The 20,727-nt window shown below is 68.9% G+C and carries 20 protein-coding genes; 10 read left to right on the top strand and 10 right to left on the bottom strand.

The annotated features are described in order from the left end of the window. Nucleotides 1-2 precede the first annotated feature (2 nt). Genes NU688_RS20875 through NU688_RS20860 form a run of 4 tightly spaced genes read left to right on the top strand, consistent with a single transcriptional unit; the run spans nucleotide 3 to nucleotide 4,762 of the window. Nucleotides 3-893, top strand: a complete 891-nt coding sequence (locus NU688_RS20875) for a type II secretion system F family protein (protein ID WP_206176921.1) — start codon at nucleotides 3-5, stop codon at nucleotides 891-893. A 26-nt stretch (nucleotides 894-919) separates the two neighbouring features. Next, nucleotides 920-1,261: a DUF192 domain-containing protein gene (locus tag NU688_RS20870; protein WP_257862708.1), complete on the top strand. Its 342-nt coding sequence runs from the start codon at nucleotides 920-922 to the stop codon at nucleotides 1,259-1,261. 22 nt (nucleotides 1,262-1,283) lie between these two features. Then, a complete protein-coding gene (locus NU688_RS20865; protein WP_257862707.1) occupies nucleotides 1,284-2,465 on the top strand; it encodes a TadE/TadG family type IV pilus assembly protein in 1,182 nt (393 codons plus the stop codon). Beyond that, on the top strand, nucleotides 2,465-4,762 hold the full coding sequence (locus tag NU688_RS20860) for a spermidine synthase (protein ID WP_257862706.1): 2,298 nt from the start codon (nucleotides 2,465-2,467) through the stop codon (nucleotides 4,760-4,762). The genes NU688_RS20865 and NU688_RS20860 overlap by 1 nt, the downstream gene beginning before the upstream one ends. Before the next feature lie 15 nt (nucleotides 4,763-4,777). Here NU688_RS20860 and NU688_RS20855 read toward each other — a convergent pair whose 3' ends face one another. After that, the gene (locus NU688_RS20855) at nucleotides 4,778-5,686 is read right to left on the bottom strand and encodes a hypothetical protein (protein ID WP_257862705.1); all 909 of its coding nucleotides are present in this window, start codon (nucleotides 5,684-5,686) and stop codon (nucleotides 4,778-4,780) included. Then, entirely contained in the window at nucleotides 5,683-7,380 is a 1,698-nt protein-coding gene (locus NU688_RS20850) for an FMN-binding glutamate synthase family protein (protein WP_257862704.1), read from the bottom strand. Before NU688_RS20850 ends, NU688_RS20855 begins: the two co-directional genes overlap by 4 nt. A 56-nt stretch (nucleotides 7,381-7,436) precedes the next feature. On the opposite strand from NU688_RS20850, the gene NU688_RS20845 reads away from it, so the two are divergent. Both NU688_RS20845 and NU688_RS20840 read left to right on the top strand, forming a co-directional pair. Continuing rightward, nucleotides 7,437-8,225, top strand: coding sequence for a UPF0149 family protein (locus tag NU688_RS20845; protein WP_257862703.1), 789 nt, complete (start codon nucleotides 7,437-7,439; stop codon nucleotides 8,223-8,225). A 52-nt stretch (nucleotides 8,226-8,277) separates the two neighbouring features. Beyond that, entirely contained in the window at nucleotides 8,278-9,465 is a 1,188-nt protein-coding gene (locus NU688_RS20840; RefSeq protein ID WP_257862836.1) for an MFS transporter, read from the top strand. Here NU688_RS20840 and NU688_RS20835 read toward each other — a convergent pair. From NU688_RS20835 to NU688_RS20825, 3 genes are read right to left on the bottom strand one after another with little or no spacing between them, the layout of a single operon-like run. Further along, nucleotides 9,455-9,766 (bottom strand): GNAT family N-acetyltransferase, encoded by a 312-nt coding sequence (locus NU688_RS20835; RefSeq protein ID WP_257862702.1) that lies wholly within the window; start codon nucleotides 9,764-9,766, stop codon nucleotides 9,455-9,457. The genes NU688_RS20840 and NU688_RS20835 overlap by 11 nt on opposite strands. Continuing rightward, nucleotides 9,763-10,260, bottom strand: a complete 498-nt coding sequence (locus NU688_RS20830; protein WP_257862701.1) for a nuclear transport factor 2 family protein — start codon at nucleotides 10,258-10,260, stop codon at nucleotides 9,763-9,765. Before NU688_RS20830 ends, NU688_RS20835 begins: the two co-directional genes overlap by 4 nt. 24 nt (nucleotides 10,261-10,284) lie before the next feature. Next, nucleotides 10,285-11,181: a LysR family transcriptional regulator gene (locus NU688_RS20825; protein ID WP_257862700.1), complete on the bottom strand. Its 897-nt coding sequence runs from the start codon at nucleotides 11,179-11,181 to the stop codon at nucleotides 10,285-10,287. 75 nt (nucleotides 11,182-11,256) lie between these two features. Here NU688_RS20825 and NU688_RS20820 point away from each other — a divergent pair, with 75 nt between their 5' ends. Further along, nucleotides 11,257-12,441, top strand: coding sequence for a twin-arginine translocation pathway signal protein (locus tag NU688_RS20820; RefSeq protein ID WP_257862699.1), 1,185 nt, complete (start codon nucleotides 11,257-11,259; stop codon nucleotides 12,439-12,441). A 19-nt stretch (nucleotides 12,442-12,460) separates the two neighbouring features. Here NU688_RS20820 and NU688_RS20815 read toward each other — a convergent pair whose 3' ends face one another. After that, a complete protein-coding gene (locus NU688_RS20815; RefSeq protein ID WP_257862698.1) occupies nucleotides 12,461-12,988 on the bottom strand; it encodes a CinA family protein in 528 nt (175 codons plus the stop codon). Nucleotides 12,989-12,993: 5 nt separating this feature from the next. Continuing rightward, nucleotides 12,994-13,533, bottom strand: a complete 540-nt coding sequence (locus NU688_RS20810) for a phosphatidylglycerophosphatase A (RefSeq protein ID WP_257862835.1) — start codon at nucleotides 13,531-13,533, stop codon at nucleotides 12,994-12,996. 182 nt (nucleotides 13,534-13,715) lie between these two features. On the opposite strand from NU688_RS20810, the gene NU688_RS20805 reads away from it, so the two are divergent. Continuing rightward, nucleotides 13,716-15,179 carry an MFS transporter gene (locus NU688_RS20805; protein ID WP_257862697.1) on the top strand — a complete coding sequence of 488 codons (1,464 nt, stop codon included), beginning with the start codon at nucleotides 13,716-13,718 and terminating at the stop codon, nucleotides 15,177-15,179. A 9-nt stretch (nucleotides 15,180-15,188) separates the two neighbouring features. On the opposite strand, the gene NU688_RS20800 is transcribed toward NU688_RS20805, so the two are convergent. Both NU688_RS20800 and NU688_RS20795 read right to left on the bottom strand, forming a co-directional pair. Beyond that, a complete protein-coding gene (locus NU688_RS20800; RefSeq protein WP_257862696.1) occupies nucleotides 15,189-16,898 on the bottom strand; it encodes an FAD-dependent oxidoreductase in 1,710 nt (569 codons plus the stop codon). Between the two features lie 30 nt (nucleotides 16,899-16,928). After that, a complete protein-coding gene (locus NU688_RS20795; RefSeq protein WP_257862695.1) occupies nucleotides 16,929-17,936 on the bottom strand; it encodes a tripartite tricarboxylate transporter substrate binding protein in 1,008 nt (335 codons plus the stop codon). A gap of 104 nt (nucleotides 17,937-18,040) precedes the next feature. Between NU688_RS20795 and NU688_RS20790 the strand changes: the two genes are divergently transcribed. Both NU688_RS20790 and NU688_RS20785 read left to right on the top strand, forming a co-directional pair. Continuing rightward, a complete protein-coding gene (locus NU688_RS20790; RefSeq protein ID WP_257862694.1) occupies nucleotides 18,041-18,949 on the top strand; it encodes a LysR family transcriptional regulator in 909 nt (302 codons plus the stop codon). Between the two features lie 36 nt (nucleotides 18,950-18,985). Further along, the gene (locus tag NU688_RS20785; RefSeq protein ID WP_257862693.1) at nucleotides 18,986-19,696 is read left to right on the top strand and encodes a DUF3053 domain-containing protein; all 711 of its coding nucleotides are present in this window, start codon (nucleotides 18,986-18,988) and stop codon (nucleotides 19,694-19,696) included. Here the strand turns inward: NU688_RS20785 and thiL are convergent, their stop codons facing one another. Further along, nucleotides 19,697-20,656: a thiamine-phosphate kinase gene (gene thiL / locus NU688_RS20780; RefSeq protein ID WP_257862692.1), complete on the bottom strand. Its 960-nt coding sequence runs from the start codon at nucleotides 20,654-20,656 to the stop codon at nucleotides 19,697-19,699. Nucleotides 20,657-20,727: the final 71 nt, after the last annotated feature.

Below are 20,727 nucleotides of genomic sequence, written 5' to 3'. Positions count from 1 at the left end.
CCATGCGCTCGCTGATCCTCCTGGCCATCATCTTCCTGTGCGCGACCACGGGCGTGATCCTGCTGCTCTACATGATCTCGCTGATCCGGAAGGCGAGGCCTTCGGAGCGCACGCACATGGATCCGCTGCCGCGCATGTTGCGGCTGGTGTGGCCGGTGGTGAACATCCTGCAGTTCCATGTGTCGGAGATCGCGCCCACCTCGATGCTGGTCAAGCGCAAGCGCCAGCTGCAACTGGCGGGCCTGGAGTTCGTGCTCAAGGCCGAGGAGTTCATCGCGGTGCAGTGCGTGTCGATGCTCATCGTGGCCGCGCTCGGCCTCTGGACGGCCGGCCTGCTCGATGCGATGGCGGGCACCAAGGTGTGGGTGACGCTGGCGTCCTGCGTGACGGGGTGGCTCTACCCGGTGATGTGGATGCGCGACCGCCGCAAGCGCCGCGAGAAAGATATCTTGCGCACGCTGCCCGGCTACCTGGACATGATCACGCTGTGCTGCCAGGCGGGCCTGAGCCTCACCGGCGCGATCGCGCAGGCGGTGCAGAAGGGCCCGGGCGGCGCGCTCGGCCAGGAGTTCGACCGGATGATGCGCGAGATGCGCACCGGCGCGAGCCGCATGGACGCGCTCAACGCGCTGGCCGATCGCCTCGACAACAAGCACATCAAGAGCCTGGTGTCGAACCTCACGCAGGCCGAGTCGCTGGGCGCGAGCCTGGCCGACACGCTCTCGGCCATTTCGGACCAGCGCCGCACCGAGCGCTTTCAGATGGCCGAGAAGCTCGCGATGGAGGCGCCCGTGAAGATGATCGGGCCGCTGGTGATCTTCATCTTCCCCGTGACCTTCATCATCATTTTTTTCCCGCTGGTGATGCAGTTCCTCGAAACCCAGAACCACTGACACCACTGAAATCGCCGACACCACCGATGCGCATCGTCTCCCTCCGCTCCCCCCAGGCCCAGCCCTTCGGCCCCGTGCGCGTGGCCGAGCGCGGCTGGGACCGTACGCGCGGGCTGCTCGGCCGACCGCGGCTGGCCGCGAGCGAGGGCCTTCTGATCATGCGCTGCAGCTCGGTGCACACGGTGGGCATGCGCTATCCGATCGACGTCGTCTTTCTCGACCGGCACGGCGGCATCGCGCGCGTGGTCGAGAGCCTGCGCCCGATGCGCATGGCCATGTGCCTGCGCGCGGCCAACGTGCTCGAGCTGGCCGCGGGCCAGGCGCGGCGGCTCGCGCTGCGTCCGGGGTTGAAGTTGTCGGGCTGGTAACCACACACAGAGGAGAACAGCAATGCATTCCACTCTTCAAGGCAAGCGCCGCCAGCGCGGCGTCTCCATGACCGAGACCATGATCGCGCTGCCGGTGCTGATCCTGTTCGTGATGTGCGTGGTGCAGTTCGGCCTCATCTATCGCGCGCGCCTCACGCTGGAGTACGCCGCGCACGAAGCCGCGCGCGCGGGCTCGCTCAACAACGGCATGCCGCTGCCCTTCATCTTTCGCATGGGCAACTCGACCGTGCCGGGCCTGAGCACGCTGAACAGCGCGGCCCTGGAACTCACCACCAACGTGCTCACGCGCGGCAGCGTGTGGCAGGGTCTGGTGAAAGGGATGATGCCGCTCAATGTGCGAGAGGCCAGCGTGGGCGGCATGTTCAAGGGCTGGATCGACACCAACACCGACCTGATCGAGTCGGCGTGCATCGAATACCTGAACCCGACGCAGACCACCTTCATCGACTGGGCCTTCATCGAGAACTTCGGCGAGAACCGCTGGATCATGCAGATCCCCAACGACACCATGCGCTATCGCAAGCCCCTGCCCTACGACTTCAAGGCCAAGGCGATGAGCACCACGACGGGCATCGGCGACCCGACGCCGCCCGACGCCGAGCTGCGCGGCAACGTGTCGAACAAGACGCTGGGCGAATCCAGCGTGCTGCACCTTCGCGTGCACTACGGCTACCGCCTCGGGATTCCGGTGGCCAACAAGATCATCCTCACCGCGCTCAAGGGCTACCAGTTCGTGGGCGAGGCGTGGTTCAAGCTCATGTCCACCGACGGCGCCACCGCGCCGGGCACCGATTTCCGCCTCAACCAGCTCGATGCGTACTACATCGCCAACGGCAAGATCCCGTTGTCGGCCGAAGGCGTGGCGGGCATGGAGTCGCCGATGTTCTGGCACCCGTTCTATTCGTTCGGCCCCAAAAGCGACCGCAGCATCGACCTGCAGTGGGACCCGGCGTGGAGCAACAATGCGGGCATCAATGTGCTCGAGAAGCCGCAGGACGCCATGACCAACATCTTCGCTTTCGTGCGCAACAACAGCACCGAGTGGGCTTCGCAACTCCTGGCCCGCGGCGTCGACGCGCTGGCCGACAAGGTGGGCGACGGCAACTCCTTCTGCCCGGCCATCTGGGACGCCTCGGTCAAGGGCCAGCTCGACAAGGTGCCGAACCCGGGCAAAGCGCCCTGATGCGCGAGGCCGTGCACGCCGGGCATGGCGCGAGCGCCGCACAGGGCGCGCACGCTGCGCGTGGCGCTGGCGCGCTGGCGCTCTCTGCATCGACGATCTTCGTCTCGGCCTTCCTGCTGTTCCTGGTGCAGCCGCTGATCGCGCGGCAGATCCTGCCGTGGTTCGGCGGCTCGGCCGCGGTGTGGACGCTGTGCCTGGTGTTCTTCCAGGTGGTGCTGCTCGTCGGCTACTTCTATGCCGACTGGCTCTCGCGCCGGCCGCTGCGTACGCAGGCCATCGTGCATGCGCTCCTCCTGCTCGCGGCCTGCGCGATGCTGCCGGTGATTCCCGATGCGGCGTGGAAGCCGACCGGGCAGGGCGACCCGTCGGCGGGCGTGCTCGCGGTGCTGGCCGTCACCATCGGGCTGCCGTACCTCGCGGTGTGCACCACCGGGCCGCTGGTGCAGAGCTGGGTCGCGCGGCTGCATGCGGGCGATGCGCCGCGGCAGGCGAAGGTCTACCGGCTGTTCGCGCTGTCGAACCTCGCGGCGCTGGCGGCCCTCGTGGTGTATCCCTTCGTGCTGGAGCCGGTGTTCGCGCTGCGTGCGCAGGCCGTCGCATGGTCGGTGGGCTTCGGGCTGTTCGCGGTGCTGGCGATCGTGTCGGTGGTGGCCGTGGGGAAGGCGCGACCGGCGCGTACTGGCGACGAAACGGCTGCAACCACTGCGCCGGCAACGCCGCTGTCGTGGTCCGACCAGCTGCTGTGGCTGGTGCTGGCCGCGCTCGGCACGGTCGCGCTGCTGGCGGTGTCGGCCTTCATCACGCAGGACATCGCCTCGGTGCCGATGCTGTGGATCGTGCCGCTCGCGCTGTACCTGCTGAGCTTCGTGCTGTGCTTCGACAGCGACTTCTGGTACCGGCGCTGGCTCTTCTGGCCCGCGGTGCTGGTGCTCACGCCGGTGATGGGCTGGTACCTGAACACGCCGCAGCGTTCGCTGCCGATCGCCGCGGCCATCGGGCTCTACTGCGCCGGGCTCTTCGCGATCTGCATGTTCGCCAACGGCGAGCTCGCACGCGCGCGGCCCGGGCCCGAGCGCCTCACGCGCTTCTACCTGCTGCTGGCATTGGGCGGTGCGGTGGGTGGCATCTTCGCGGGCGTGGTCGCGCCGCATTTCTTCAACGGCTACTGGGAACTGCCGGCGAGCCTGGCGGTGCCGGGGCTGATCGTGCTGTGGCTCACGCGTGCACGGCAGAAATGGGTGTGGGCGGTGTTCGCGTTCGCCATCGTGGTGGGATTCGCGGCATTTCTGCGGATGGACGCGGTGGCCGTGTCGCTCAATGTGCTGTATGCGGCGGTGAGCGCGCTGGCGCTCTTCGCGGTGGGCTACACCGCGTGGCGGGCGCGCTCATGGGCAGCGGCCGCGGGGCTCGCCGGCGCGCTGGCCTCGGTGGCAGTGGCCTGGCTCTCGGTGTACAGCGTGCTCGAAGCCGACAACCGCACGATGCTGCGCGTGCGCAACTTCTACGGTGCGCTGCGCGTGGAGCAGTTCGGCATTCCGGGCGCGCTGACCGCATCGCGCCGCTTGATGCACGGCGTGATCTCGCACGGCGAGCAACTGCAGGGCGCGGTGCAGCGCCGCCTGCCCAGCACCTACTACGGGCCGAAGTCGGGCGCCGGCCTGGCGCTGCTCACGAACCGCGGCGAGACGCAGCGCGTGGGCGTGATCGGCCTGGGCGTGGGCACGCTGGCGGCCTACGGACGCGCGGGCGACACGGTGCGCTTCTACGAGATCAACCCGCGCGTGACGGCGGCGGCGCGCTCGCATTTCACCTACCTTGCCGATTCGCCCGCGACGGTCGAAGTCGCGCAAGGCGATGCGCGCCTCCTGATGCAGCAGGAGCTTGATGCACAGGGTTCGCAGCGCTTCGACGTGATCGTGGTCGACGCCTTCTCGGGTGATGCCATTCCGATGCACCTGATGACGCGCGAGGCGCTGGCGCTCTACGACAAGCACCTGCTGCCCACAGGCGTGATCGCCTTCCACATCAGCAACCGGCACCTGCTGCTCGCGCCGGTGGTCAAGCGCCTGGCCGAGGATGCGGGCATGCAGGCGCTGCGTGTGCATTTCGAGCCCGTGCCCAACAACCTCACGCTCGAACATTCGTCGGAATACGTGCTGCTCACGCGCGACCCGCGCTTCCTGCAGGACCCGGTGATCCGCGAGCGTGGCGAGGCCATCGATGCCGCGGGCGTGACGACGTGGACCGATGACCACAGCAACCTGCTGGCCGCGCTGCGGTGGACGGTCAAGCCCTGAGCTGAGGAAAAGGGGTCAGACGCCCGCGTCGTGCCAGCGCCCGAGCAGCCGCGCCACCGCACGCACGCGCTGCGTGTCGCGCCCCCAGCGGCGGCTGGCGGGCAGCTTGCGCGCCCACCTCATGCGCCGCGCCGCATTCGCGATGCGCTCGCGCACCTCTTCGTTCACCGTGGCGAGCGCCGCATGCCAGTGCTGGCCGGCCGCCTGCGGCGCGGCGGCCTCGAGCATCATGGCCGTCGAATGCAGGTAGCTGAGCCAGTCGCGCGCCTGGCACTCGGTCAGCGTCATGACCTCGGCGGGGTCGTCCTCGAAATCGATGTAGCCGATCACGCCGTCGGGGCACTGTACGAGGTTGCGGTCGAAGGCCTGGCTCAGGTGCTGGCCGCGCACATGCACGGCCGCGATGGCGGCAAGGCCTTCGCGCCACACGGCGAGCAGCGCGGCGGGGCCGGCGGCTGCGGCCTGGTCCAGGCGCTCCTGCAGCACGACGGTGGCGCGGCCGCTTTCGCCGAGGTCGGAAATCAGCAGGCCATCGGATTGCTGCGCGAGCACCGTGGGCACGCGCAGGCCCGCGGCCGCGAGTTGCTTCAGGCGCCGCGCCTCGGTGGCGATGGCGGCTTCGCCGCCCGGATTGGGCACCGGCTTGATGATGTCCAGCCGCGCCATCCGCGCGACCGCCGCCATCACGCGGTAGCCCCACTTGCCGTGGCGCGGTCCGGCCTTCTTGAGCCACACACGTTCGCTGCCCAAGCGATGGCTGGCCACGTTCTTTTCCTGCTTCGGGAGCGTGATGCGAAGGAACTCGGCGTAGTCGCCGGGCGATGGGGGCTCGGGCAGCGCGTCGAGCGGCGCCGGCGCCGGCGCCGAAGCCGCGCCTTTCGCGCTGTGCAGGCGCGTCGAAGCGCCTCGTCTCAGTAGATTCATGCGGCCATTGCGAAGCCCGGCACCAAGCCCTGGGGGCCCTGCGTCACGGGCTGGAAACTCTCTGCACTGGCCAGCGGCCAGTAGGTACGGAAGACATTGTGCTGCGCGTCGAGCGGCCCGAGCAGCGCGCCCGGCTGCACCTGCATCACCAGGTTGCTCAACAGGCGCACTTCGGTGTCGGAGATGCGGCGCACGATGTGGTGCGCGGTGATCTGCTGCGGATGATCGAGGCCCGCGGCCTGCACCAGCTCCTGCAGCGCATGCAGCGTGCTGCGGTGGAAGTTGCGCACCCGGTCGGCCTTGGTCGGCACCACCAGCGCCTGCTGGCGCAGCGGGTCCTGCGTGGTCACGCCGGTGGGGCAGTGGCCGGTGTGGCAGCTCTGCGCCTGGATGCAGCCCAGCGCCATCATGAAACCGCGCGCCGCGTTGCACCAGTCGGCGCCCAGCGCCATCATGCGCGCCACGTCGAAGGCGGTGATCACCTTGGCTGCGCAGCCGATCTTGATGCGATGGCGCAGGTTCACGCCGATCAACGTGTTGTGCACCAGCAGCAGGCCCTCCTGCAGCGGCGCGCCCACGTGGTCGCTGAACTCGACCGGCGCCGCGCCCGTGCCGCCCTCGGCGCCGTCGACCACGATGAAGTCGGGCGTGATGCCCGTCGCCTGCATCGCCTTGACGATGCCGAACCATTCCCACGGATGGCCCAGGCAGAACTTGAAGCCGGTGGGCTTGCCGCCCGAAAGCTCGCGCAGCTTCGCGACGAAATGCATCATCTCGGTCGGCGTGGAGAACGCGCTGTGCGACGAGGGCGAGATGCAGTCCACGCCCACCGGCACGCCGCGCGCGGCCGCGATCTCGGGCGTGACCTTGGGGGCGGGAAGCACGCCGCCGTGCCCGGGCTTGGCGCCCTGGCTCAGCTTGATCTCGATCATCTTCACCTGCGGGTCGCGCGCGTTGGCGGCGAAGCGCTCGGCGTTGAAGGTGCCGTCGTCGTTGCGGCAACCGAAGTAGCCCGAGCCGATTTCCCAGATCAGGTCGCCGCCATGCACCCGGTGGTGCTGCGAGATCGAGCCCTCGCCGGTGTCGTGCGCGAAGCCGCCCATCTTGGCGCCCTGGTTGAGCGCGAGGATGGCGTTGGCGGACAGTGCGCCGAAGCTCATCGCGGAGATGTTGAACACGCTCGCGCTATATGGCTGTGTGCAGACCTGCGCGGAGTTCGCGTCAGCGGGCTGCGCCGTGCCGCCGATCACGATGCGGAAATCGTGGTTCGCGAGCTTGGTCGGTTGCATCGAATGGTTGATCCACTCGTAGCCCGCGATGGTCACGTTGAGCTGCGTGCCGAACGGCCGGTTGTCCGGCTCGCCCTTGGCGCGCTGGTAGACCAGCGAGCGCTGCGCACGCGAGAAGGGCGCCGCTTCGGAATCGCTCTCGATGAAGTACTGCCGCATCTCGGGCCGGATGAACTCCAGCAGAAAGCGCAGGTGGCCGATGACCGGGTAGTTGCGCAGGATCGCGTGCCGCGGCTGCCGCAGATCGTGGATGCCGGTACCTGAAAGTACCGCGAACACCGCCACGCCGATCCACGCGAGCCACAGATGCGGCGACACCAGCACGAAGGCCAGGCAGGCGACCAGCCCGACCACGCACAAGGCAAAGGCGCTGTAGCGCGCCGGAAACGGAATAATCGTGGGCATAGAAATAGATGACTCCGGGAGCCTGCTGCATCATAGAGGGCTGCCCCGAACCTGCCATGACGACTTCCCCCGACACCCCACAGACCCCCACCACGCCCGCCCAGGAACCCTTGGGCCCCGACGATTTCGACGCCCTGGACACCGCGCTGGACGCCATGCGCGAGCACGACGAGGAAATCCCCCAGTGGGAGTTCTGCGAGGGCTTCATGGCCGCGCTGATCTGCACCCGCCGGCCCATCGAGCCCACCGAATACTGGCCCGTGCTGCTGGGCGACAGCTTCGTTCCGGCCCAGCACATGGAGTTCGTCTGGAACTGGAAGCGCCGCTGGCGCGAGATCGAAGAGGGCCTGGACGCCCCCGTCGAAACGCTCGACGACGAACGCAGCTGGCAGCCCGAGGTGCTCGACACCCGCGGCGCCATCGCCTCGCTCCCCGAGGAAGAGCGCGCCGAAGTGGCCGGCGAGGCGATCCCTTCGTTCGCGCAGGTCTGGGCGCTCGGTTTCATGTACGCGGTCGAGAACTGGCCCGAGGACTGGGCCACCCCGCGCGACAAGGACGCCGCGCAGATGCTCGACGACGCGCTCGACAACATCGTCGCGTTGACCGAAGACGACACCGCCAAGCCCACGCTCTCGATGTACAGCGACGATGCGCCGCCCAGCGTGAGCCAGCAGCGGCTGGACGACTTCGGCGCCGCCATCTGGGCGGTGTACGACCTGCGCCAGCTCTGGAAGAGCCTGGGGCCGAAGGTCGAGACGATTCGCAAGGAAGCCACGCCGGGGCGCAACGATCCGTGCCCTTGCGGCAGCGGAAAAAAGTACAAGAAGTGCCACGGTGCCGCCTAGCACCGGTCCGGAGAGCGTCGTCGCACCCCTGACGCCGCGCGCGGCCTGGGTGATGGTCCTCGCGCTCTGCGCCGGGGTCGCACTCAGCCAGGCCTTCCGCACGGTCGGCGCCATCATGGCGAGCCCGCTGCAGACGGATTTCAAGCTCTCCGCCCAGGCCCTCGGAATTTTCTCGGGGGCTTTTCATTTCGCCTTCGGTGCGATGCAGCTCTTCATGGGCATCGGCATCGATCTGCACGGCGTGCGCCGCACGGTGCTCGTGGCCTTTCCCATCGCGATCGCGGGCGCATTGCTCTCGGCGGTGGCGTCCAGCTATCTCGTGCTGGTCGCGGGACAGGCGCTGATCGGCGTGGGCTGCGCGCCGGCCTTTCTGGTGTGCACCGTCTTCATCGCGCGGCACTTTCCGGCGGCGCGCTTCGCCACCGTGTCGGGCATGGTGCTCGCCATCGGCGGCATCGGCATGCTGGCCACCGGCACGCCGCTCGCCTGGCTGGTGCAGGCGTATTCGTGGCGCGCGGGTTTCCTCGTGCTGGCGGTTGCCGCAGCGCTGGCGTGGCTCGCGATCTGGTACTGGGTGCATGAGCCCGCATCGGCCGTGCCGCAGGTGAAAGAGTCGATTCCCGAGGCGATCCGCCAGTTCGGCGCGCTGTTCGCGATGCCGCACACGCTGGGCATCATGGTGCTCGGCGCGGTCACGTATGCCGCCTTCATCTCGCTGCGCGGCCTCTGGCTCGGGCCGCTGATGATGGAGCGCCACGGCTACTCGCTGGTGCAGAGCGGCAACGTCGCGCTCGCCGTGTCGGTGATCTCGCTCGTCGGCGCGCCGCTGTTCGGACGGCTGGACCGCGACGGCGCCGCGCGCCGCCGCTGGATCGTGATCTGCGGACTGGTCTACGCCGCGCTCTTCGCGCTCATCGCGGTGCTGCACTCGGCATGGCTCGACATCTTCGGCATGGTGCTGATCGGCATGCTCTCGGGCTTCATCGTGTGGCAGTACGCGGACGTGCGGGTGGCCTATCCGCTCACGCTCACCGGGCGCGCGATGGCCGTCTTCACGATGGCGATGTTCCTCGGCGTTGCGCTGATGCAGTGGGGCACGGGTGTCGCGGCCTCTATTGCCGCGGCGCATGGCGGCGATCCGCTCACGGCCGTGCTGGCCACCATTGCCATATTGCTGGTGCTGGGCATCGCGGCCTTCGCGTGGCTGCCCGCGCCGAAGGCCGTGTCCGTCAGATCTTGAAGGCGCGTTGAATGTCCGGCCGCACGAGGTCGGCGTACTCACGGTGCTTGCGGATGTAGCCCGCAATGAACTGGCACACCGGAATCACATGCAGCCCCTTCGTGCGCGCCTCGCCGAGCACGTGCTTCGCAATGCCCGAGCCCACACCCTTGCCTTCGAAGGCCGGCAGCACCTCGGTGTGCGTAAACATGATCGCGTCGGTCAAGAGGTTGTATTCGGCGTAGCCCGCGAGCTGGCCGTCGATGGAAGCTTCGTAACGGTGGGCTGCTTCGTTGGAGGTGAAAACGATGTCGTTGCTCATGAGGGTTGGCTCGAAAGAAATTTGGAAAGATTGCCGGCAGCAGTGGCGCGCACCTTGTTGCGCAGCATCGGCGTCCAGCCCAGCAGCAGGCCCGGCGTGCCGAGCGCCTGGCGCGACCAGGTCCAGAACGGGAAGGTGTCGCGGTGCGTGGCGATCAGGCCCTCGGGCGTGAAGGTGAAGCGTGCGTCGATGCTGTTGTCCACCAGCCGGCCCGTGGCGCTGAAGCGGTAGTGCGCGTCCCAGTGGGCGCTGCCCGTGGTGTCGTCGGCCTGCACGTCGCGAAAGGTCAGGCGCCACACGTCCGCGCCCTTGGCCTTCGTGGCGGTGGCCAGCATGCGCCACATGCCGCCCACCTCGCGCCGCCCGCGCAGGGAAAAGGCCTCGTCGTCGAACACCGCATCGGGCGCATAGCAGGCCTCCATGGTGGCGGCGTCGAGCTTTGCGAACGCGCTGTAGAAGCGCTCGATGGTCTGGGCATTGGTGGCTGCTGTCATGAGGCCTCTTGGAGTTTTGGGGACTTAGATCGACGCCGGGATGTTGCGCGCGAGGAAATCATAGACGGCGCGTATGCGCCGGTCGGTGCGGATCTCGCGGTGCACCGCGAGCCACACCGGCAGCGACGGGATCTTGAGTTGCGGCAGCACGCGCTGCACCTGGCTGTCGGTGCGCGCGAGCGATTCGCTCACGAAACCGATGCCCATGCCCTGGCGCAGCGCTTCCCAGTAGGCGCCCATGTCGTCGGTGCGAAAGCAGAAGTCATTGCGCTGCAGCGGCGTGCCCAACTGCGCGGACATGCGGATGATGGTGTCGATGCGGTCGTAGCCCAGCACATCGTGCCGCAGCAGTTCGGCCGTCTGGCGCGGCGTGCCGCGGCGGCGCAGGTAGTCGACGTGCGCGAAGGCGCCGAGCGCGAACCGCCCGATGCGCCGCGCCACCACCGTGGCCGTGGTGGGCTGCGTCATGCGGATCGCGATGTCGGCCTCGCGCCGCAGGAGGTTGCTGATCTCGTTGGTCGAGACCAGCTCGACCTGGATCTCCGGCAGCTCCTGCCGCATGCGCACCAGGAGCGCAGGCAGCATCTGGCGCGCCGTGGCCTGGCTGGCCGAGATGCGCACCGTGCCCGCGGTGGTGGCATTGGCGCCCGACACGCTGCGCGACAGCGAGACCGCGCCGCTCTCCATGGCCCGCGCCGATTCGGCCAGCCGCGCGGCCATGGCCGTCGGGCGCAGGCCCCGGCCGGTGCGCTCGAACAACACCACGCCCAGTTGGGTTTCGAGCTCGGCGATGTGCCGGCCCAGCGTTGGCTGGCTCGAACCCAGCGCGCGCGAGGCGGCCAGCAGGCTGCCGTGGTCGAGCGCGGCGAGGAAGGCACGCACCAGTCGCCAGTCGAAATCGAGGTTGCTGTCGAGGCCCATGTATTCAGATTTGCATATCTGTTAACAAAACATGGCGCATTGTGAATTGGAAGGCGGCTTTCGATAATGCCCGCAATGGATGAACGAAGAAATTTTGTTCGGCTGCTGGGAGGCGGTGTGGTGGTGGCGGCAGGCGCGGTGGCTCTGGCGACCTGGTGGCTGCACTCCGACATTCCGGCGGCCGCACTCGAGATATGGAACGGACCGGGCAATGAGCCCGATGCGCGCAAGCGCGCCGTGGCCTATGCGGTCACCGCGCCCACCGCCTACAACTGCCAGCCGTGGCTGGTGGACCTGCGCGAGCCCGACGCCATCGTTCTCTACTGCGACCGCGAGCGCCTGCTGCCCGAGACCGATCCGTACGGCCGCCAGGCCCTCATCGGCCATGGCGCCTTCATCGAACTGCTGGTGATGGCGCTCGCGCAGCAGGGCATCCTGGCCAGCGTGCAGCTGTGGCCGGAGGGCGAGCTGCCCAGCGAGCCGCGGCACTGGCCGCACATTCCGGTGGCGCGGCTGCGGCTGTCGAGTGGTGGCGCGCCCGATCCGCTGTTCGCGCAGGTGCTGCGGCGCCGCACGCCGAAACAGCGTTTCGACACCGGCCGGCCGGTGTCGGCCGACATGCTGCAGGGGCTCACCGCCATCGCGCCCGCGGGCGGCACGGTGCAGGCCGACGGCACGGTCGACATGCCCCGCGTGCGGGTGCTGCGCAAGCTTTGCGCGGCGGCCGCGCGCGTGGAAATCGCCACGCCCGGCACCGCGCTGGAGAACCTGCGGATGCTGCGCGTCGGGCCGCAGGAGATCCTCGCGCACCGCGACGGCTTCTCGCGCAACGACCCGGCGCTGCGCCTGGCCATCGCGCTGGGGCAGTTCGACCGCAACGTGCCCGCGCCGGAAGACAGCGAGTCGTTCAAGGAGACCCTCCAGGTGTTCGAGGACCAGGCTCACACGGCGATGGGCTTTGTCTGGCTCAGCACGCGCGGCAACAGCCGCACCGACCAGATCGCCGCGGGCCGCGCCTATGTGCGCCAGCAACTGCGCGCGACCGACCTCGGCGTGGGCCTGCACCCGATGAGCCAGCCGCTGGAAGAATTCGCGGAAATGGCGCCGCATCACGCGGCGGCGCACGACCTGCTGCTCGGCGCCGAACCCCCGCGCAATGCACGCAGCCCGACGGTGCAGATGATGTGCCGGCTCGGCTACCCGATGGCGCCGGTGCAGGCCGCACCGCGCCGTGCGCTCGGCGATTTCATGATGGCTTGAAGAAGCGGAGGCGCGGGGCTTAATCGCCCAGCAGCGTCACCAGCGTCTGCAGCGCGTAGTGCACCGTGGCCGCGCGCACCGTGGCGCGGTCGCCGTCGAAGCGGCGGCGCTCGGTGCGCAACTGCCCATCGACTGACCAGCCGAACCACACCGTGCCGACCGGCTTCTCGGGCGTGCCGCCCGTGGGGCCGGCGATGCCGGTGACCGCGATGGCCGCGCGGGAGGGGGCCGAGTGCGCGATCGCACCGACGGCCATGGCGCGCGCCACCGGCTCGCTGACCGCGCCGTGGGCATCGATCAACACCGCGTCGACGCCCAGCAGCTCGGTCTTCGCCGCGTTGGAATAGGTGATGAAGCCGCGCTCGAACCATGCGCTGGAGCCGGCCAGCTCGGTGCAGGCCGCGGCGATCAGGCCGCCGGTGCAGCTCTCGGCGGTAGAGAGCAGCCAGCCTTTTTTCAGCAGTCGTTCGGCCACGGCCGTGACGAGCGCCGGCGTGTCCTGGTCGGGGAGCGGCGACGACAAGGTCGAAGAGAAAGAGGAATCCATGGTGTTCACCAAGCGCGCCAGAGTGCAATGACCAGCAGCGTGCAGAAGGCCGCCACCAGGTCGTCGAGGATGATGCCGAAGCCCGCGCGCCACCAGCGCACCTGGGTGGTCTGGGCGGTGGTGTCGCGCTGCTTGAACAGCGCATCGGCCCAGGCGACGGGGCCGGGCTTGGCGGCATCGAAGAAGCGGAACAGGCCGAAGGCGATGGCCTGCGCGAAGAGCCCGGCCGGCGTGACCAGCCAGAGCACGATCCAGAAGGCGACGACCTCGTCCCACACGATGGCGCCGGGGTCGGCAATGTTCATGTCGCGCGCCGTCACGGTGCAGGCCCACCAGCCGATGGGAAGCGACGCCAGGATGATCCATCCGATCGTGGCCGGCGTGAACCACAGCTGCATCACCACGAAGGCGACCCAGGCCCAGAGCGTGCCCACGGTGCCGGGCGCAAAGCGCGGCAGGCCCGAGCCGAAGCCCAGCGCGATGGCGTGCGCCGGGTGCCCGAACAGGAAGCGCAGGGTGGGGCGGCGGATCGAGGGTTGCGGCATGGCGCCGGACAGGGGGACGTCGGAGGAAGAAGAAGGGGAAGCGGCTTGCATCAGGCCCGAAGTGTCGCGCATCCGGGCGCTGGGCGATCCGGGCCCTGGGTTTTATTTATCAAAGCATTAGCTTGTTTAATTGAGTGTCGGCGCCTAGTATCCGGGCTCCTTTCCAGCCTTTCGGGTTCGCCATGCCGCCTGCCGCTTCCTCCTCCTCCGCCGATCCCTCCTCGATCTCGCCGCCGGCCACGGCCGGATGGGGCGAGCTCTTCACTGGCCGCAACGGATGGCGCGCGCTGGCGCTCACCGGGGGCGTCGCGCTGCACGCGGTCAACGTCCACATCGTGACCACGGTGCTGCCCTCGGTGGTGCGCGAGATCGGTGGGCTCGACTGGTACGCATGGAGCACCACGCTGTTCGTGGTGGGCTCCATCCTCGGGGCCACGCTGTCGGTGCGGTTGCTCGCGGTGCTGGGACCGCGCGGCGCCTGCCTTGCGGCGCTGGCCGTGTTCACCGCCGGTTCGATGGGCTGCGCGCTCGCGCCGGCGATGCACTGGATGCTCGCCGGCCGCACGGTGCAGGGGCTGGGCGGCGGCATGCTCGCGGCGCTGAGCTATGCGCTGATCCAGCTGGTGTTCGCGCAGCGGCTGTGGCCGCGCGCGGTGGCGCTGGTGTCGGGCATGTGGGGCGTCGCCACGCTGTGCGGGCCGGCGGTGGGCGGGCTGTTCGCGCAATCGGGGCACTGGCGCTGGGCTTTCTGGTTCCTGCTGCCGGTGGCCGCGGCGCAGGCGCTGCTGGTGATGGTGCAGTTGCGGCCCGGTGCCGGTGTGCGCCATTCGAGGCCGGCGAACCTGCCGCGCATTCCGGCGCTGCAGATCGGCTTGCTGGCCGTCTCGGTGCTGGTGATTGCGGCGAGCGGGTTCCTGTCCGACCTGGCTTGGCAGGCGGTGGGCGTGGTGCTGGGCCTGGGCATCGGCGTCGTCGCCACGCGTGTCGACCGCCAGGCCACGGTGCGGCTCCTGCCGACCGGCGCGTACGTGCTGAGTGCGCCGCTGGGCGCCATCTACGCAAGCATCGCGCTGCTGCTGATCGGCACCACCACCGAGATCTTCGTGCCGTACTTCCTGCAGCTGCTGCACGGCCATTCGCCGCTCGCGGCGGGCTACCTCACGGCCGCGATGGCCGGCGGATGGAGCGCGGGCTCGCTGCTGTCGTCGGGGCGCAACGGTGCGGGCGCCGATCGCATGCTGCGCGTTGGCCCGGCGGCCTGCATGCTGGGGCTCGTGGCGCTCGCGCTGCTGCTGCCGTTCCCCGGCTATCTGGGCGCGGGCTTCGAGACCGTGCTGGTCGCCGTGGCGCTCGCCGTTGTGGGCCTGGGCGTGGGCATCGGCTGGCCGCACCTGGTGACGCGCGTGCTGTCGCTGGCACCGAAGGGAGAAGAAGGCCGCGCCTCCGCCTCGATCACCACGATCCAGCTCTATGGCATGGCCGTGGGCGCCGCGGTGGCGGGGCTGGTGGCCAATGCGGCGGGGCTCACGCTGCCGGGTGGCGTCGAGGGTGCGCAGTCAGCGGCTGTGTGGCTTTTCGCGAGCTTCGCGCTCGCCCCCGCGCTGGTTGTGTGGCTGGCGTACCGCGTGGTCGCGGCGCGGCCCTAGGCAACGCCCTCAGGCGGCGGCGACGACGCCTTCCCAAGCCAGCGCCCGCCTGCGCTCGCGCACCCGCTTGGCATCGCCGCGCAGGATGGCGACGAAGTCGTACACGTCGAACGGCAGGTGCGCCCCGCGCCAGGCGACATGCTGGTCCGCGCGGCACAGCACCAGTCGGTGGGCGTAGGCCTTGGGCACTTCGGCGGTCTCGATGTCGAGCACGGTGAGCGGCATGTTGAAGGTCTGCGCGGCGCGCTCCAGCGGCCGCACATCCACGCTGCGGTCGAAGCGCAGCAGCGTGTAGCCGGGGCCGAACGCGTCGTACAGCGAGCGGCCGTCGGCCAGCCAGAAGTGCGGCGCGCGGCAGCCGGGCACGGTGGAGGGCGTGAAGTCGCCCATCGAGTAGGGCGGCGCGGTGTGCTCGCCGTCCGCAATGATGATCGGCGAGCCCGTGTAGAAGTAGCCGAAGTTCAGCCCGCCGCAGCAGAACTGCTGCACGTTGAGCGCATAGGCCTCACGGCCGATGTCGGCGCGCAGCGCATCGCCATCGGGGCCGGGCGCCTCGATGTTCTGCGGCACGGCGCGGCGCGCGCGGATCATCTTCTGCGCATGGTCCATCGCGAAGTTCGACACCTGCTCGGTGATCGGCTGGCGCTCGGCCTCGTAGGCGTCCAGCATCGCCTCGTCGCCCCAGCCCTGCACGCAGGCGCCGAGCAGCCACGAGAGGTTGAGCGCATCGGCGATGCCCGCGTTCATGCCGTAGCCCGCGTACGGCACCCACAGGTGCGCCGCGTCGCCCGCGAGGAACACGCGGCCTTCGCGGAAGCGGTTGGCCACGAGGCGGCGGCCGATCCAGTCTTCCTTGCTGATGACTTCGTATTGGAAGTCGGGGCCCACGCCCAGGATGTCGCGCAGTGCCTGGTCGCGGTCAACCGAATCGAATTCGGGCTCCTCGGCGTTCAGGTGGTTGTGCACCAGCCAGGTCTCGTGCCCGTCGATGGCGAACATCGTGCCGCAGCGGCGCGGGTTCATCGCGTAGTACGACCACGCCGGCTTGCCAGGAATCATGGCGCGCAGTTGCGGCGCGCGGATGAAGGTCGACTGCACGCGCTGGATGACGGCCGTGCCTTCGAGCTTGGCGCCGATTTGCTTGCGCACCGCCGAGCTGCCGCCGTCGCAGCCGACCATGTAGCGGCAGCGGATGCTGCGGGTGACGCCGCCATCCATTTCGGTGGCGATGGCGGTCACGCCTTCCCTGTCCTGCGTGAAGCCCGCGAACTGCGTGCGGTTGAGCAACTGCACGCCCGGTAGCGCCGCCGTGTGCTTCAGCAGGATGGGTTCGAGGTAGATCTGGTTGATGCGGTGCGGCGGCTCGGCCGTGGGCCACCAGGCGTCGGGGCCTTCGGTCTCGGTGTAGCGGTCGCGCCGACACGGGATCGGAATGCGCGTGAGCTCGGCGCCCGTCACCGTGGTGCGGAACACCACGTCGTTCGGGTAGTCGGCGGGCAGGCCCGCGTCGCGCAGCTTCTGCGCCACGCCCAGGCGCCGGAATTGCTCCATGGTGCGCGAGGCCACGTGGTTGCACTTCACGTTCGGCGGCTCGGCGAAGCGGCGCGTTTCGCAGATGATCACCGAGACGCCGCGCGACGCGAGGTCCATGGCCAGCGTGAGGCCCACGGGGCCCGCGCCGATGATGAGCACGTCGGCTCTCAGTGTGGTGTCGTTCATTTGTCAGTGCATCCCTGTATCTCTGGCCCGTCAGTCGAGCTTGATGTTGGCGACCTGGATCACCTTGGCCCACTTCTTCGTTTCGCTGCGGATGTAGGCCTCGAAGGCCTCGGTCGATGTCGGTGCGGGCTCCGCGCCGAGGTTGCGCATCGAGGCCTTGATCTGCTCGTCGCCGAGCGCGGCGTTGATCTCCGCATTGAGCCGCGCCACGATGGGCGCGGGCGTGCCGGCCGGCGCCACCACGCCGAACCAGCCGGTCGAGTCGTAGCCCGGCAGGCCCGCTTCGGCCACGGTGGGCACGTCGGGCAGCATCGGCACGCGCTGCGCGCTCGTCACCCCGAAGGCGATCAGCTTGCCGGCCCGGATCTGCTGCAGCGAGGCGGGGAGGTCGACCAGCGCGAGCTGCACCTGGCCCGCCATGGCATCGAGCGCCGCCGGGCCCGAGCCGCGGTAGGGCACCTCGATCAGCTTCACATCGGCCATTTGCGCGAAGAGCGCGGTCGACAGGTGCATCGCGGTGCCGTTGCCGCCGTGGCCCATCGAGATCGTGCCCGGCTTCGCCTTGGCCAGCGCGATCAGTTCGCGCAGCGTGCGCGCACCCACCGAGGGATGCCCGACGATCACGAACGGCGTGGCGGCGACCATGCCGACCGGCTTGAAGTCCTTCACCGGGTCGAAGGGCATCTGCGGATAAAGGTTCACATTGGCGGTGAGCGCCCCGGCCGCGCCCAGCCCGAGCGTGTAGCCGTCGGCGGGCGCCTTCGCCACCAGCGAAAGGCCCACGTTGCCGCCGGCACCGGGCCGGTTGTCCACCACCATCTGCTGGCCCAGTTTCTCGTTGAGCCGCGGCACCAGCATGCGCACCACCGCGTCGGCGCTCCCGCCGGGCGGAAAAGTCACCACCATGCGGATCGGATGGGAGGGGTAATCGGGGGTGGGCGCCTGCGCCAGGGCCGTGGCGCTGCAGAGGGTGCAGGCCGTGGCCAGCAGCAAGCGCCTGCGAAGCCGTTGCGCCTTGCTGGCGATCGGTGCTGTCATTGGGAACTCTCCTTGATTGTGTTTTTACTTGGTTTGGAGCGATTGAACGATGCGGAAATTCATTCGTAAATCCAGAAATTTCGTATCAAATATCAATTCACCTTATGAATGAAAACTTCGGTCCTACGTTCAGCCCGACGATTCGCCAGCTGCGTGCGTTTCTCGCGGTGCACCACCTGCGCAAGCTCAGTGCGGCCGCGCAGAAGCTCTTCGTCACCCAGTCCGCGGTGAGCATGCTGATCCGCCAGCTCGAGGAAGGGTTGGGCACGCGCCTGTTCGACCGCACCACGCGTTCGCTCAAGCCGACTGCGGCGGCCAACGAAATGCTGCCCATGGCCGAGCGCATCCTGCGCGACATCGATTCGCTCTCGACCGGGTTTCGCGAGCTCAGCACGCTCGAGCGGGGGCGTGTCTCCCTGGCCATCACGCCCACGCTCGCCACCTTCCTCCTGCCCGCGGCGATCCGCTGCTTCAGCGAAGAGCATCCGAAAGTTCGCGTGATGGTCAATGACTGCGCGCCTGACCAGTTCATCTCGCGCATCCTCGGCGAGCACGTGGACTTCGGCATCGGCACGCCCGAGCGGCCCGGCGCCGAGGTCGAGGTGCAGCGGCTCATGCGCGACCACCTCGCGCTGGTGTGCAGGAACGACCATCCCCTGGCCAAGGCGCGCGTGGTGCGATGGATCGACCTGGCCGGCCACCCCGTCATCACCGTGCGCCCTGGCTACGGCGTGCGCCCGCTGATCGACGGCACCGCGGCGGACGCCGGCGTGGCGCTGGACGTCGTGAACGAGGTGTCCTTTCTGTCTACAGCGCTCTGGATGACGGCCAGCGGCATGGGCGCATCGATCATGCCCTCGGCCTTTGCGCGCGATGCGAACGAGCCGTCCCTTGTGATCAAGGTGCTCAGCGCGCCGCGTGTCTCGCGCGACATCTCGGTGGTCACCAAGCGCGGCCACTCGCTGTCGGTCGCGGCGCGCGCGCTGATCGATGCCATCAAGCGCTCCCTATAATTTTTCGATCCACACAAATCGGGGAGGGCCCGTCCCATGAAAGCTTTCATTCAACGCATGGGCGCCCTGTCGCTCGTCCTGGCCTTCGGCCTCGTGCTCGCGGCCTGCGGCAACAAGGAGGCCGAGCAGCGCACCGCCTTCATCGAATTCCTCCAGACCCGCGTGCTCGACAAGCCGGGCCTGCGCGTGCCGTCTCCGAGCGAAGAGCAGAAGAAGTCCTTCGGCGACTACGCCCAGCACTACGCGGTGATCACCGACTTCACCGAGGGCATGAACAAGTCCGTGAGCCAGCCGATGGGCGAGGTCATGGCCAAGGGCGCGCTGCGCTCCATCGGCGACCTGGCGACGCGCCGCGACGACCTCAAGGCCGCGAAGGAAGGCCTCGCGGGCCTGCGCACCGCACTCGACCAGCAACTGGCCAAGGCCGATGCCGCGCGCGCGCAGCTCAAGCAGCCCGACGACCTGAAGCAGGTCTACGACAAGGCCTACGAGAAGACCGTCTCGACGCCGGCCGCCACATTCAAGGAAGTGTTCCCCGCGCTCGACACCACCTTCGACGGCGCGTTGGCCGTGGGCGAGTTCCTGCAGCAGAACAAGTCGAAGATCCAGATCTCCGGCGCGTCGGTGACCGTGACCGATCCGGCCTTGCAGGCGGAGCTCAACAAGATGCTGCAGAACCTCAATGGCCAGTCCGCTGCCATCAATGCCGCGCAACGCAAGATGCAGGCGGTGGTGCGCGGAAGCTGATCAGACGAAGTGGTCGAACGAGCCGAAGCGCTGCGCCACCGGCGCACCACTTGCGTCCACGATGCGCAGGCCGGCTTCGGCATCGATGCGGCCGATGCGCGTCACGCGCGTGGCGCTGTCCTTGCCGGCCTGTTCGACGGCTGCGCGTGCCGAGGGCGGTGCGGTGAAGACCAACTCGTAGTCGTCGCCGCCTGATAGCGCGCAGGTGCGCAGCATCTCGACGCTCAGATCGGGCGTGCCTGCCGCAGCCACGGTGCCCACGGCCGCATCCACATCGAGCGTGGCGCCCACGTTGCTCGATCCGAGGATGTGGCCCAGGTCGCCGACCAAGCCATCGCTCACATCCACCGCCGACGAGGCGATGCCGCGCAAGGCCTGCCCCAGCGCCACGCGCGGCGCGGGTTGTTCCATCCGCATGCGGGCTTGCGCGAACACCTCGGCAGGCAGCGCGATCGTGCCGCGGAACACTTCGAGCGCCAGCCGCGCATCGCCGAGCGTGCCGCTGACCCAGATGTCGTCGCCAGCCCGTGCGCCCGAGCGCAGCAGCGCCGCGCCGGCGGGCACTTCGCCGAACACCGTGATGCAGATATTGAGCGGGCCGCGCGTGGTGTCGCCGCCCACAAGTTCGCAGCCGTGTTCGTCCGCGAGCGCGAAGAGACCGCGCGAGAAGCCTTCGAGCCAGTGCTCGTCCACGCCCGGCAAGGCGAGCGCGAGCGTGAAGGCCAGCGGTTTCGCGCCGCAGGCCGCGAGGTCGCTGAGGTTTACCGCCAGCGCCTTGTGGCCGAGCCTTACAGGCTCGACGGTCGAGAGAAAGTGCCGCCCCTCGACCAGCATGTCGGAGGACACGGCGAGCTGCATGCCCGGCGCGGGCGCGAGCAATGCGCAGTCGTCGCCCACGCCCAGCGGGGAGCGCTTGGCGGGGCGCTTGAAATAGCGTGTGATCAGGTCGAATTCACCCATAGGGGGTGGAGCATAAGCGCTGCGTGGGGCGGGTTTTTCTCCCTCCCCTTCCGGGGGAGGGCTGGGGTGGG

The organism is Variovorax sp. ZS18.2.2, from assembly GCF_024701975.1.
Classification (GTDB): Bacteria; Pseudomonadota; Gammaproteobacteria; order Burkholderiales; family Burkholderiaceae_C; genus Variovorax.
Note: the sequence above shows the minus strand (reverse complement) of the source record. Positions and strands in the feature narration are given on the sequence as shown.